This window comes from Bacillus sanguinis, from assembly GCF_018332475.1.
GTDB lineage: Bacteria > Bacillota > Bacilli > Bacillales > Bacillaceae_G > Bacillus_A > Bacillus_A sanguinis.
Genome location: NZ_BOQB01000268.1, coordinates 1 through 13,143, shown reverse-complemented (window position 1 = coordinate 13,143; position 13,143 = coordinate 1). Strand labels below are relative to the sequence as shown.

At 33.5% G+C, this 13,143-nt stretch carries 15 protein-coding genes and 2 pseudogenes; 14 read left to right on the top strand and 3 right to left on the bottom strand.

Going from position 1 to position 13,143, the window contains the following annotated elements; translation table 11 throughout:
* Positions 1-2: 2 nt before the first annotated feature.
* Together KI369_RS23620 and KI369_RS23615 are read left to right on the top strand one after the other, a co-directional pair.
* Entirely contained in the window at positions 3-1,247 is a 1,245-nt protein-coding gene (locus tag KI369_RS23620; protein ID WP_238484948.1) for a sodium-dependent transporter, read from the top strand.
* Between the two features lie 36 nt (positions 1,248-1,283).
* The gene (locus KI369_RS23615) at positions 1,284-2,198 is read left to right on the top strand and encodes an alpha/beta fold hydrolase (protein WP_212957601.1); all 915 of its coding nucleotides are present in this window, start codon (positions 1,284-1,286) and stop codon (positions 2,196-2,198) included.
* 38 nt (positions 2,199-2,236) lie between these two features.
* On the opposite strand, the gene KI369_RS23610 is transcribed toward KI369_RS23615, so the two are convergent.
* Entirely contained in the window at positions 2,237-2,812 is a 576-nt protein-coding gene (locus KI369_RS23610) for a nucleotidyltransferase family protein (protein ID WP_212957598.1), read from the bottom strand.
* A gap of 222 nt (positions 2,813-3,034) precedes the next feature.
* On the opposite strand from KI369_RS23610, the gene KI369_RS23605 reads away from it, so the two are divergent.
* The 6 genes from KI369_RS23605 (at position 3,035) to KI369_RS23580 (ending at position 8,446) form a co-directional block, all read left to right on the top strand.
* Entirely contained in the window at positions 3,035-3,700 is a 666-nt protein-coding gene (locus KI369_RS23605; RefSeq protein WP_212957596.1) for an HAD family hydrolase, read from the top strand.
* 205 nt (positions 3,701-3,905) lie between these two features.
* Positions 3,906-5,345, top strand: a complete 1,440-nt coding sequence (locus KI369_RS23600; RefSeq protein WP_097844610.1) for a GntP family permease — start codon at positions 3,906-3,908, stop codon at positions 5,343-5,345.
* A 52-nt stretch (positions 5,346-5,397) separates the two neighbouring features.
* On the top strand, positions 5,398-6,600 hold the full coding sequence (gene eutG / locus KI369_RS23595; RefSeq protein ID WP_212957594.1) for an iron-containing alcohol dehydrogenase: 1,203 nt from the start codon (positions 5,398-5,400) through the stop codon (positions 6,598-6,600).
* 149 nt (positions 6,601-6,749) lie between these two features.
* Positions 6,750-7,448 (top strand): aspartate/glutamate racemase family protein, encoded by a 699-nt coding sequence (locus KI369_RS23590; protein WP_212957591.1) that lies wholly within the window; start codon positions 6,750-6,752, stop codon positions 7,446-7,448.
* Positions 7,449-7,535: 87 nt separating this feature from the next.
* Positions 7,536-8,009, top strand: a complete 474-nt coding sequence (gene tsaA, locus KI369_RS23585; protein ID WP_212957590.1) for a tRNA (N6-threonylcarbamoyladenosine(37)-N6)-methyltransferase TrmO — start codon at positions 7,536-7,538, stop codon at positions 8,007-8,009.
* On the top strand, positions 8,006-8,446 hold the full coding sequence (locus KI369_RS23580; protein ID WP_048540883.1) for a GNAT family N-acetyltransferase: 441 nt from the start codon (positions 8,006-8,008) through the stop codon (positions 8,444-8,446). Before tsaA ends, KI369_RS23580 begins: the two co-directional genes overlap by 4 nt.
* Before the next feature lie 56 nt (positions 8,447-8,502).
* On the opposite strand, the gene KI369_RS23575 is transcribed toward KI369_RS23580, so the two are convergent.
* Entirely contained in the window at positions 8,503-9,030 is a 528-nt protein-coding gene (locus tag KI369_RS23575) for an HAD-IIIA family hydrolase (RefSeq protein WP_212957589.1), read from the bottom strand.
* 29 nt (positions 9,031-9,059) lie between these two features.
* Entirely contained in the window at positions 9,060-9,491 is a 432-nt protein-coding gene (locus tag KI369_RS23570) for a GNAT family N-acetyltransferase (protein ID WP_212957588.1), read from the bottom strand.
* A gap of 153 nt (positions 9,492-9,644) precedes the next feature.
* On the opposite strand from KI369_RS23570, the pseudogene KI369_RS23565 reads away from it, so the two are divergent.
* From KI369_RS23565 to KI369_RS23540, 6 genes and pseudogenes are all read left to right on the top strand, one after another.
* Positions 9,645-10,223 (top strand): annotated as a pseudogene (locus KI369_RS23565) (ABC transporter ATP-binding protein); the annotation flags it as partial.
* A pseudogene (locus KI369_RS23560) lies at positions 10,210-10,413 on the top strand (ABC transporter permease); the annotation flags it as partial. The pseudogenes KI369_RS23565 and KI369_RS23560, both read left to right, overlap by 14 nt.
* Positions 10,414-10,695: 282 nt before the next feature.
* A complete protein-coding gene (locus KI369_RS23555; protein WP_001134419.1) occupies positions 10,696-11,283 on the top strand; it encodes a YpjP family protein in 588 nt (195 codons plus the stop codon).
* Between the two features lie 106 nt (positions 11,284-11,389).
* Positions 11,390-12,025: an HAD family hydrolase gene (locus KI369_RS23550; RefSeq protein ID WP_212957587.1), complete on the top strand. Its 636-nt coding sequence runs from the start codon at positions 11,390-11,392 to the stop codon at positions 12,023-12,025.
* 1 nt (position 12,026) lies between these two features.
* On the top strand, positions 12,027-12,413 hold the full coding sequence (locus tag KI369_RS23545) for a VOC family protein (protein WP_212957586.1): 387 nt from the start codon (positions 12,027-12,029) through the stop codon (positions 12,411-12,413).
* Between the two features lie 11 nt (positions 12,414-12,424).
* Positions 12,425-13,143 (top strand): aminoglycoside phosphotransferase family protein (locus KI369_RS23540; RefSeq protein ID WP_212957585.1); only part of this gene is annotated, 719 nt, incomplete at its 3' end.

Genomic DNA, 13,143 nt, shown 5'->3' with positions numbered 1-13,143 from the left:
ATATCGCTGGGAAGAGCGGGGGAGGAGCATTCTTTTTAATCTTTATATTATTTACTGTATTAATTGGGCTACCGCTACTTATAGCTGAATTTATGATTGGTCGCAGTACACAGAAACAAGCGGTTGGAGCATTTAAAAGTATCGCACCAAATACAGGGTGGCACTGGATTGGACGACTTGGCGTTGGAACGTGTTTTATATTACTTTCGTTTTATAGCGTTGTAGGTGGTTGGGTACTCATTTATTTATTCAGAGGAGTAACGGGACAACTTATTACTCCGGGACAAAATTATGGAGCATTATTTACTGAAACAATTGGAAATCCGACTTGGGCGATTATGGGACATTTCGCTTTTATGTTCATTACGATTTGGGTTGTATCAAAAGGTGTACAAAACGGAATTGAAAAAGCAAGTAAATATATGTTGCCAGCGTTGTTCGTTTTATTTGTTGCTCTTATTATTCGTTCATTAACACTTGATAATGCAATGGAAGGTGTGAAGTTTTTCTTACAACCAGATTTTTCAAAGATTACTTCAGAAAGTATTTTGTTTGCAATGGGCCAGTCATTCTTTGCGATTAGTATAGGTATTTCGATTATGGTCACGTATAGTTCCTATTTAAATAAAAAAGAAAGTTTACCAAAATCAGCAATAACAATTGTTGGATTGAATTTATTTGTTTCATTATTTGCAGGTCTTGCTATTTTTCCGGCCGTATTTTCATTAGGAATGGAGCCAACAGAAGGGCCTGGATTACTATTTATCGTATTACCATCAGTATTTAGTCAAATTCCATTCGGTGGTTTATTCTTAACAGTATTTCTTGCACTATTTACATTTGCGACATTAACATCAGCATTTTCACTATTAGAGACAGTTGTTTCAGCATTAGCAAATGGTGAACAAGAAAAGAGAACGAAATTATCATGGATGATCGGTTTCGGCATTTTCTTAGTAGGTATACCATCAGCGTTATCATTTGGGATATGGAGTGATATTACGATTTTCGGGAAGAATATTTTTGATGCAGTAGACTTCTTATCTAGTAATATATTAATGCCGCTTGGAGCACTATTTATTAGTATTTTCGTTTCATTCAAAATGGAGAAGAAGGTACAAGAAGCAGAGTTTTTTGTAGGTGGTAATTATGGAAAGAAAGTATTTACTTGTTGGGCATTTTTACTTCGATTTGTAGCACCACTCGCAATCATCATCGTCTTTTTAAATGTAATAGGGATTATTTAAGATGAAGTGTTATAATATTCAGTAAAAAAGAAGGTGATGATCATAAAGGCGAATTTGATAGAAGCAGGGAAATACATGCATATCAGAGGCAAAAAGCTATATGTTGAAACGCATGGAAACCCTAAAAATAAACCAGTCCTATACTTACATGGTGGACCGGGAGAAAGTTGCTATGATTTTTCATTTCATCAAGGGGAACGTTTAAAAGATTCTTTATATGTAATTATGATAGATCAAAGAGGCGTTTGTCGCTCAGAAGAAATTACTGAGGACGAAGCTTTTGGATTAAAAGATTTAATTGAAGACTGTGAGGAATTAAAAAAAGTATTACAAATTAAGAAGTGGTCTATAATTGGACACTCTTTCGGTGGATATTTAGCATTGCTATATGCGTCGATATATCCAGGTTCAATAAAGAAAATAATATTTGAAGGACCAACTTTTGATTTTGCATTAACAAGCAGGGCTTTGTTGCAAAAGACAGGGCATTTATTAAAAAAGTATGGAAAAGAAGAAGTAGCAGAAGAGTCTCTTGCTTATTCATCTAGCAATGCGAGTTCAGAAGAGTTGCTAGAAGCTTATATAAGACTAAGTGATGAACTAGAAGAAAAAAGAATGGAGATTTACAATTATAAGGAAGATGGGACAGATGAGAGTTTATATAGTGATGAAGAGTGGGAAGTATTTTCAAATCGCTCCAAGATCCATTTTGATAGATTAAAATTAGAGGGAGCAGTTCATACTTCATTATTACCTAAAATAAAAGATTTACAAAATCAAGTGTTATTAATTGTAGGGAAATATGATGTAGTAACGTGTGAAAAACAAATTGAAACGTTTAATAAAGATGCTCGAAATGGGAAGTATATTGTATTCGAAGAGAGTGGTCATACCCCGCATTATGAGGAAGCAGATCGATATGCAGAATTAGTCATTCAGTTTTTGAAATAATGTAAAAAGGGAGCTTCGTATAATGCGAAGCTCCCTTTTTATATTTTTGGATAAGTAATTGTTATGTTAGACCATTTGTTTTGCCAGTTCTTTTTAGTAACTCTAGCATTGTACATATGTAATCGTTCTTTTGTTTCAAGAAAATGGGCGGTTGGTCTCACTTGTAAGGCAATCACATCTTCAATACCACATGGAGCCGTTAATATGACGTTGTTTAGCTCATCAAGTGTAACTCCTAAAGCCGTTGCTGTTTCAGGAAATTTAGAAATAGCATCGATAGAAGAGGAATAGGGTGGCATGTTATTCACCACATGCATACGAGCTTGATTCTTTACTGACCAAGGTATAGAGGCATCCAAATTTATCAGTTTCTTTTCTAATGATTGTTCGTATAACTCATCTTTACGAAAAGGATCAAAATAAATGACATCAACGTCTGGTGTAGTCGTTCTTACTTCGTAGTTATGTAAAGTATCCCAAATTTTAGAGCGAACAAATCCGGCGCAAATCCACCAATCAGGTAATTCTAGTGATTTTGCTAATTGTAATACGTTCATCATCCATTCGTCGTTTTCTATTAAGCGAATTATATCTTGCTCTGTTTGCATAGTCATTTGTTATCCCACCTACTATTTTTATAGAGGACTAATTCATCAGATTCTATTAAAATAATTGTAACTTTTTTACTTTATCATATGTATTACACTTTGTAACGGAAAGTATGTGACATAGAAGAAATAATTTTTCGAAAAGATAAATAATGGTAGTATAGTAAAAGGTAGGCATGAAAAGCCTTCCGTATAATATGTAAAGTAAATAGGAGCGGGGGATTAAATTTGTATACAACATTTCTATTTGATTTAGATGGAACATTGACGGATCCGAAAGAAGGAATTATAAATTCAGTATTGTATGCATTACAAAAGATTGGAATTGAAGAATTACATGTAAATGAGTTAGACTCATTTATCGGTCCACCCATCCAGCAATCATTCGTAGAGAGGTACAATATGAATGAAGGAGAAGTTGAACGAGCTGTGTTTTATTTCAGAGAATATTTAAAGCAGCGTGGATTGTTAGAAAATAATGTATACGATGGTATTCCAAATCTTTTAAAACAATTAAAAGATACCGAAAATCGTTTATTTATAGCAACTTCAAAACCTACTGTATTTGCGGAACAAGTTATAGAGCATTTTCAATTAACAAATTATTTCGAAGGTATCATTGGAAGTAATTTAGATGGTACGAGAATAAAAAAAGAAGAAATCATTGCTCATATTTTACAAACAAATGAAGCCCTTAATAAAGAAGAAATTGTTATGATTGGAGATAGAAAACACGATATAATAGGGGCAAATTATAATGGAATTGCTTCAATCGGTATACTATATGGCTATGGTAGTGAAACAGAATTGACTGAAGTTGGTGCGACTCATATACTAAATGATGTAAAAGAACTACATCATTTTTGTGTAGACAGTAGTTTGATAAAGAAGTAAATATAGAGACTGAAAATCCCTTTATAACGTATGATGATGAATTCGTTTATGTTTAAAGGGATTTTTCATATGTAATCGAATACTTATAATTAGACATTTTTAGCATAAAAAATTTGTATGAATAAGAGGAGGGGTGTCAGAATCAAAAGATTAGTAGAAGTTTATCTATAAAAGTTTGAATTTTCAGTTTAAAGGAGGGGTATAATTGGAGCTAGTTATTATATTATTAGCACTTAGTTTACTAATGTTTGTAGCATATAGAGGATTTTCTGTTATTTTATTTGCACCGATATTTGCATTATTTGCGGTATTTTTGACAGAGCCTAGTTTTGTATTACCTTTCTTTTCGAATATCTTTATGGAGAAAATGGTAGGTTTTATTAAACTATATTTTCCTGTATTTTTACTCGGAGCAATATTTGGGAAAGTAGTAGAAATGTCAGGAATTGCAGATTCGATTGCAAAGACAATTATAGAGTTAGTTGGTGAAAAACGTACGATATTAGCGATTGTATTAATGGGTGCTATCTTAACTTATAGCGGTGTTAGTGTATATGTAGTAGTGTTTGCTGTATATCCGTTTGCAGCTAAGCTGTTTCGACAAGCGAATATTCCAAAGCGTTTAATCCCTGGAACGATTGTACTTGGAGCAGTCACTTTTACGATGGATGCGCTACCTGGATCACCACAAATTCAAAACGTAATACCTACAACGTTTTTTAAAACAGACATTTATGCTGCGCCGATACTTGGTATTGTAGGGGCAATTTTTGTACTTACGTTAGGGTTACTATATTTAGAGAGTAGACGTAAGAAGGCGAAAGCAGCTGGAGAAGGGTATTTTGGTTTTAACGATGGGGATACTGAAATGGCAGCTTCTTTACAAGTAGAACAAAAAGATATGCCGTTACTTAAAAGTATTGAAATTACAAGAGTTCAGCAAGTGATTGCTTTTATACCACTTATTTTAGTAGGTGTAATGAATAAGGTGTTTACTATTATGATACCGAAGTGGTATCCGAATGGTTTTGATTTTTCTGCAATTGGTATGAAAGCATTTGGAAAAGTAGAATTAAGTGCAGTAGTTGGAATTTGGTCAGTAGAATTGGCACTTATTATAGGTATAGTAACAACGTTATTATTATATTGGAAACGAGTCGTAACAGGATTTCAAGCTGGATTGAATACAAGTATTGGTGGAGCGCTACTAGCAACGATGAATACAGGAGCTGAGTTTGGATTCGGTGGTGTCATCGCAGCACTTCCAGGATTCGCAATTATGAGAGATGGCATTTCTGCCACATTCACAAACCCTCTTGTGAATGGAGCAGTAACGACGAATATTTTAGCCGGTATTACAGGATCTGCATCAGGAGGAATGGGAATTGTTTTAAGTGCAATGGGAGATAAGTTTATTGCAGCGGCCAATCAATTTGATATTCCATTAGAAGTAATGCATCGAATTGTGTCAATGGCATCAGGAGGAATGGATACATTACCACATAACGGAGCCATTATTACTATTCTTACAGTAACAGGTTTAACACATAAACAGTCATACAAAGATATATTTGCAATTACTGTTTTGAAAACGGTTGCTGTGTTTTTAGTAATTGCATTCTATACTGTAACAGGAATTTATTAAGTCGATATTTTATAAACTAAAACATTAATTAGGGTAAGAAGGAGTGGTGTACTTGCAAGAAGTTGCTGAGTTTCGTATGCCGAAGTCTGTATTATATGGAAGAAATTCGCTTGAAAAGCTGGGGGAACAATCTAGAAAGTTGGGGAAAAAGGCGTTTATAGTTACGGATACAATTATGGAGGATTTAGGATATGTTGAGAGGTGTATACAACAATTAAATACGAAAGGTATAACTGTTATTACATATAATAAAGTGAATGCTGAGCCTACAAATATACACGTGTTAGAAGCGTTAACACTTTGTAAAGAAGGAAAGTGTGATTTTATTATCGGTATTGGTGGTGGAAGTTGTATCGATGCAGCGAAAGTAGTTGCGGTGTTATATACAAATGGTGGAGAAGTGGAAGATTATGTCCAAAAGGAAATGGAAATAGACAATGATCCCCTACCACTTATTGCAATCCCAACAACTTCTGGTACTGGGTCGGAAGTAACAAGTGTAGCAGTAATTACGAATAAACGAACAGATGTAAAAATGATGATGAAACATCCAAGTTTTACCCCACAAGTAGCGATTATTGACCCGGTTTTGACATGTTCGGTACCCCCTCATATTACAGCAGCAACAGGGATCGATGCATTATGTCATGCAGTCGAAGCATATATTTCTAAAGTTTCACAATCACTTACAGATGTACTAGCTCTTTCCGCGATTGAAAGTATTATGAAATATTTACGTATTGCATATGAAGACGGTGAGAATATGGAGGCAAGAGAAGCGATGATGATAGCATCCTTACAAGCTGGGATCGCATTTTCAAATGCATCTGTTACATTAGTTCATGGAATGTCAAGACCAGTAGGAGCTTTATTTCATGTACCACATGGTATATCAAATGCAATACTATTACCGACAGTTTTAGAATATACAAAAGTGAGTGCAGTAAAAAGACTAGCGGAAATTGGACATTGTTTAAATAAAGATATGTATTCCTATTGTGATGAAGAAGTAGCCAACTACACACTGAGGGAAATAAAAAAACTTTGTTTTGATCTTCGTATTCCAAATTTAAAAGAATACGGAATTGGTGAGGTTGAGTTTGAAAAAGCTATTTCTAAAATGGCGTCAGATGCAATTGAAAGTGGAAGTCCAGCGAATAACCCACGTGTGCCATCATATGATGAAATTAAACAGTTGTATCGAGAATGTTTTCATTATAAATATGAAGATTCAATAAAAACATCAGGGGATTAATTTCAGAATATTCTTATAAAATTTCCTTGGAAATAGTTAAAACAAGGCTTTATATTTCAAACGTAAAGTCTTGCTTTATTATGTATAATATACATAATAAAATGTTGTAATTAACTTTAAAAAATAGTGTAAGGTAGGTGTAAGGTTTAATGAAAACGATAGGTTTAATTGGTGGTATGAGTTGGGAATCAACTGCTGAATATTATCGAATCATAAATGAAGAAATAAAAAGTAGATTAGGTGGGTTACATTCAGCTAAATGTTTAATTAATAGTGTAGACTTTGAAGAGATTGAACGATATCAGTCTAGTGGTGATTGGGATAGTGCAGGAGAAATTCTAGGGAATGCAGCATATTCATTACAAAAGGGAGGAGCAGATTTTATAATTATTTGTACAAATACAATGCATAAAGTAGTTGAGAAAATAAAGGAGAATATTCATATTCCAATCTTACATATTGCTGATGCAACTGCAAAAGAAATTAAAAGAAAAAATATTCAAACAGTTGGTTTGCTTGGAACTAAATATACAATGGAGCAAGATTTCTATAAGTCACGTATTGAAGAGAATCATATAAAAGTAGTGGTACCATCAGAAAAGGATAGAGATAAGGTAAATGAAGTAATATATACAGAATTGTGCTTAGGAAAGATAACATCTCAATCTAGAGAGTATTATAAAAGTGTTATAGAAAATCTAATACAAGAAGGGGCCCAAGGAATTATTTTAGGATGTACAGAAATAGGCTTATTAATTAAACAGGAAGACGTATCAGTTCCGATATTCGATACAACTCATATACATGCAGTTGAAGCAGTTCATTTCGCTTTACGAAATAGATTATAATTATATTATGTAACTTAGTTCGTGTATGTGGAAAACATTCAGAAAATATTTTATAATGTAAGTGGTTACATTTAAGGGGGAATGCGTATGTTCTCGGTTCAACCAATCGCATTTGTACATAATGAAAGAAAGGAAATAAAAGATGATGAGTGGGGAGAAGAAAGATCCTGTATTACTTTAACTGAAATGTATACAGAGGAAAGTATACAAGGGATTGAAGATTTTTCTCATATTGAAGTTGTTTTTTATTTTCATAAAGTAACTGATGAACAAATTCAATATTTTGCTAGACATCCTAGAAATAATCATGATTATCCTAAAGTAGGCATTTTTGCACAGCGTGGGAAAAATCGCCCGAATCGCATAGGGGCAACAATTGTAAAGGTGATCAAAAGAGAAGGTAAATCAATTATTGTTGAGGGGTTAGATGCTATTGATGGCACACCTATATTGGATATAAAGCCGATAATGAAAGAGTTTATGCCGAAAGAAGAAATTGTACAGCCTAAATGGGCAACGGATATAATGAGACAGTATTGGAAGGGGAATGGAGTAAAATGAGAATATATGAGGCAACAATTGCAGATTTAGATGGACTAGCATCAGTTTTTAATAACTATCGTATGTTTTATAGACAAGATTCCGATTTAGAAGGAGCAAAAGTATTTTTGCGAAGTCGAATCGAGAGAAAAGAATCCGTTATTTTTGTGGCAGTTGAAGACGGTGAATATATTGGCTTCACACAATTATATCCATCATTTTCTTCCATTTCGATGAAAGAATTATGGATTTTAAATGATTTATTTGTACAAGCAACTAAACGCGGAGCAGGAACAGGAAAAAAATTATTAGAAGCTGCGAAAGAATTTGCCTTAGAAAATGGTGCAAAAGGTGTAAAATTACAAACGGAGATTGATAATTTATCAGCGCAGCGATTATACGCTGAAAATGGATATTTAAGAGATAATCGTTATTTCCATTATGAATTAACGTTTTAAATAATATTAGATTAAAAGAGGCGCTTTCATTTTGAAGGCGCCTCTTTTAATCTGCATTATAGTTGATTTAAAATCCAATTTGTCGCATCTTCAAAGTTTTCTGCAATGTAGTTTGGTTCAATATGTGCCCACTTGTCTCGGTACGTATGTAAAGCGTCGTATCCAGCGCCTGTTCGTACTAAAATCGTTGTCGCATTCACTTTTGCTCCCGCAACGATATCAGTCCAGCGATCACCAATTACAGCGCATTTTGTTAAATCAAGTCCATGTTTTTCCGCTGCTTGCAGAAGCATACCTGTACTTGGTTTCCGGCATTCACAACCATCACCATGTTTATGAGGACATACGTAAATATCATCAAAACCGAAGCTTTTTAATTCTTGTGAGAAATCGGCTATAGTCGCTATCCCATCCGCGATACCTGGTTGATTTGTGAAAGAGAAAATTTTTATATGATTAGCTTTTAATTTTTGTAGTGATGCTTTTGTAAAGGGAAATAATATAAATGATCCTGGATAATGTATTGTAGTGTCACCGCCAATTGTACCGTCACGATCAATAAAAATAGCTTCGATGTTTGTCATAGTTATAGTCCTTTCAATTTATAAGTAGTTTAAAAATGTTTTACAAATCGATATCCATTTACTTCATATCCTAATTTTTTGTAAAAAGGATGTGCTTCTACTCTTTTTGTTCCACTGACTAGCCATGTGCCGATACAATTATGTGTCTTTGCTAATTGTTCTGCATAATCCATTAATACTTGTCCAATGCCTTTCCGTCGTATTGTAGAATCAACGCTAATAATTGAAATCTCCCCATAACGAGTTATATCTTCTAAATTTTCACGTATACGAAACCCAAGTAATCCAAATATAGTGTCCTCTTCTTCGTAAACATATAGAAAATCAAAAGGACTCATTTGTACGAATTGCAATCGATTGTTCATATCTTCATATGAAATAGAGGAACCTTTTAGTTCTGTTGTTAAAGAGCAAAGTGCATCTATATCGTCTATCGTCGCTTCGCGAATTTGAAAAGACATATTATCCACTCCAATAAAATGTAATCAAACATTTATTATTCTATTAAAAAATATTTATTCCTGCTATGAATTTAAATGTTTTATAATGATATATAGATAGTTATATGTTATTCTTTTCCTTGTTTGTATTGGAAATGGAAAGAAGGGGAATGTATGTTAGAAGTAAATATCCGCTCTGCTGGATATGAAATAGGTGAAAAAACAATTCATGATATTGCCTTTTCGATTGAGCAAAGTGAATTAGTTGCTCTTATTGGCGCAAATGGTGCTGGGAAAAGTACGACGATTAAAACGATGCTCGGTTTACTTGTAAATATGAATGGTGAAATATCATTCGGTGAAAAGAAAAACCCTTATGCATATGTGCCGGAGCACCCGACATATTATGATTATTTAACGCTATGGGAACATATTGAACTATTAATGGCTGCTCGAGGGAACGAAGTAGGAAGTTGGGAAAGGAAAGCGGACGAGTTATTACATATGTTTCGAATGCATAAACATAAACATGAGTATTTATCAAAGTTTTCAAAAGGTATGAAACAAAAATCGATGCTCATTTTGGCGTTTTTAACTGAACCAGATTTTTATATCATTGATGAACCTTTTATTGGTTTAGATCCAGTAGCTACGAAAGAGTTTTTAAGTTATTTATATAAAGAAAAAGAACGCGGGGCAGGAATTTTACTTTGTACGCACGTATTAGATACAGCTGAAAGAATTTGCGAAAAAAATGTTTCTTCATTTATATTGTGATGAAGGCAAATTACTATTGTTAAGATGGAAGGCAGATCGCTATTTATTACTTCCAGTAATCCTTTTATATGGAATAGTTATCCTTTCTCATTTTTATTTATTAGCAGCTGTAATTGCCGGGATTATTTTTATAGTATGGATTGGTTGGATTGTATTTTTACCATAGAAAAAGAGCCGAAAAATGGCTCTTTTTCTAATCTGTCACACATTGATAAAGAAAATATGCTAAAACGAGTATGCTTGCGGCGGAATACATGACATCTAAAGACATATGATCGCCTCCTCATTGTTGTTGTATTTTATTGTATGAAATCTTACAATTCCATATTCAAGTGAAAAATATGTGAACGTTAACAAAATTGTAAAGTGCAAAAATTACAATCATTTTGTATAATAGAGAAAACAACCGTTATATAAAATATAATGATTGAAAGGGGAGGAAACATACATGCCAAATTGGTTTAGAAAAACCTTAGTCGCATTAATTACCGTATTTACATTTGGTTTAGTGACGCCTCCTTCCATATTGCTTGATAATGCCAAAGCTGCGGACAAGCCTACGAGCACAGCTGGGCAACAAAATTTGGAGAGTACGTCCTATACATATGAAGAAACGAATGACAGGTTAACCACTGATACTTTTATTACGTACGCAATGCAAGAAGCTGAGAAGCAGTCGATGCAAAAGTTTGGAACTAAAATTGGTCCAGTAATTGAAGATGAGTTTAAAGATGTAATATTACCGAAAATTGAAGAGGCAATTGCTGAGCTTGCAAGTGATGTACCAGAGGAGTCACTGCAATCATTAGCGATTTCTCAAAGGCCAGCTGGCGGAAATAATGAAAAGATTTTTCATGTGTATGACACGAAATCAGGAAATGACTTATTGCGATTTCATGTAAGAAGAGATCATCCACCGCAAGATGGTTATTATTTTAATTTCCACTATCACCGTTTTGATGATGGATACTCAGGACACCATGAATTAGGGAATATTTATTGGAATACGAATGTACCGCCAAAATGGCTTTCTTAAAAAGAACAAGAGAAAATCTTGTTCTTTTTTATTTTTGTAGAAGGGTAATACAACCATGGTGTTGAATAAAATAGGTTTAGAAAAAAGAAGTAAAGGGAGTATGGCAATGCAAAAATATATTGTTTTTGACTTTGATGGCACATTAGTAGATTCACAAAATATATTTGTACCAATTTATAATCAACTTGCTGAAAAGCACGGATATAAAACGGTAAGGGAAGAAGAAATTGAGTATTTACGCAAGTTAACGATGCCAGAGAGATGTAAACAACTCGATGTACCATTGTATAAACTACCGATATTAGCGTTAGAGTTTTATAAATTGTATCAACCCGCTATAAAAGATCTTATTTTGTTCCATGGGATGAAGGATGTATTAGATGAACTCCATAAAAAAGGATACGGGATTGCCGTTATATCTTCTAACTCAGAAGAGCATATTCGGGCATTTTTACACAATAATGATATAGAAAATATACAAGAAGTGTATTGTTCTAAAAATTTGTTTGGTAAAGATAAAATGATTAAAAGGTTTTTAAAATCGAAAAAGATAACGGAGAAAGATATGTTATACGTTGGTGATGAACAGAGAGATGTAGCGGCTTGTAAAAAGGCAGGGGTGGACGTAATTTGGGTATCTTGGGGATATGATGTCATTGAAACAGTGAAAAAAGATGCACCAGATTATATGGTCAATACACCTATGGAAATTGTACAAGTAGTACAAGGGGCGTATTCTTAATATGAATACACTTCGAGCAGGTATTCATCATATTGAATTTTGGGTAGCAAATTTAGAGGAGTCTATTTCTTTTTACGATATATTGTTTTCCATAATTGGATGGAGAAAGTTAAATGAAGTATCATATAGTACGGGAGAAAGTGAAATATATTTTAAGGAAGTAGACGAGGAAATCATAAGGACGTTAGGTCCTAGACATATTTGTTACCAAGCTATTCATAGAGAAGTAGTTGATGAGGTAGCAGAGTTTCTTTCTAGTACGAAAATAAAGATAATACGTGGTCCAATTGAAATGAATCATTATTCGGAAGGGTATTATACAATTGATTTTTACGATCCGAATGGATTTATTTTAGAAGTAGCGTATACACCAAATGTAGAAATGTAAGGGGAATATACATGAAAACAATTACAGCATGGCTAAACAATATACAGATAGTAAAAGATGCAGTTAATATTGAAGAAATTTCTAAAGGTTTCTCACCTGATAAGAAATATATCATTACGAAAGCGAATAATGAAAAATATTTATTGCGGACAGGCGATATAAAAGAGTATGAAAGAAAGAAAATAGAGTTTCAAATTTTAAATGAAATGCAAAAACGTAATGTGCAAGCTCAAAAACTAATTGAAATGGGTTTATTGGCAGAGGAAGATTTATGCTATGGTATTTTTTCATATATAGAAGGGGAAGATGCGAAGAAACTATTGCCTACGTATTCAGCAAAAGAACAATATGAAATTGGTATAGAGGCAGGAAAAGATTTAGCAAAAATGCATACATATGAAGCTCCTAATGATATCCTTCCGTGGTATGAAAGAGCAATGAAAAAACATCGGAAATATGTAGAGGCATATAAAACATGTGGAATAAAAGTAAAAAATGATGATAAAATCATTAAGTTTATAGATGAAAATGAAATATATTTAAAGAATCGCCCAAATCGATTTCAACACGATGATTTTCATTTAGAAAATATAATTGTACGTGATGGGAAATATGTAGGTGTTGTTGATTTTAATGGTTACGACTGGGGCGCTCCACTACATGATTTCGTAAAAATTGCACTATTTGCAAGGGACATTAGTATCCCGTATTCAATCGGACAAATAGAAGG

Excerpts from the sequence above, each read along its gene's own strand:
- KI369_RS23615 (WP_212957601.1), top strand. The coding sequence starts at position 1,284 with ATGATCATAAAGGCGAATTTGATAGAAGCAGGGAAATACATGCATATC.
- KI369_RS23610 (WP_212957598.1), bottom strand. The coding sequence starts at position 2,812 with ATGACTATGCAAACAGAGCAAGATATAATTCGCTTAATAGAAAACGAC.
- KI369_RS23590 (WP_212957591.1), top strand. The coding sequence starts at position 6,750 with ATGAAAACGATAGGTTTAATTGGTGGTATGAGTTGGGAATCAACTGCT.
- tsaA (WP_212957590.1), top strand. The coding sequence starts at position 7,536 with ATGTTCTCGGTTCAACCAATCGCATTTGTACATAATGAAAGAAAGGAA.
- KI369_RS23580 (WP_048540883.1), top strand. The coding sequence starts at position 8,006 with ATGAGAATATATGAGGCAACAATTGCAGATTTAGATGGACTAGCATCA.
- KI369_RS23575 (WP_212957589.1), bottom strand. The coding sequence starts at position 9,030 with ATGACAAACATCGAAGCTATTTTTATTGATCGTGACGGTACAATTGGC.
- KI369_RS23570 (WP_212957588.1), bottom strand. The coding sequence starts at position 9,491 with ATGTCTTTTCAAATTCGCGAAGCGACGATAGACGATATAGATGCACTT.
- KI369_RS23555 (WP_001134419.1), top strand. The coding sequence starts at position 10,696 with ATGCCAAATTGGTTTAGAAAAACCTTAGTCGCATTAATTACCGTATTT.
- KI369_RS23550 (WP_212957587.1), top strand. The coding sequence starts at position 11,390 with ATGCAAAAATATATTGTTTTTGACTTTGATGGCACATTAGTAGATTCA.
- KI369_RS23545 (WP_212957586.1), top strand. The coding sequence starts at position 12,027 with ATGAATACACTTCGAGCAGGTATTCATCATATTGAATTTTGGGTAGCA.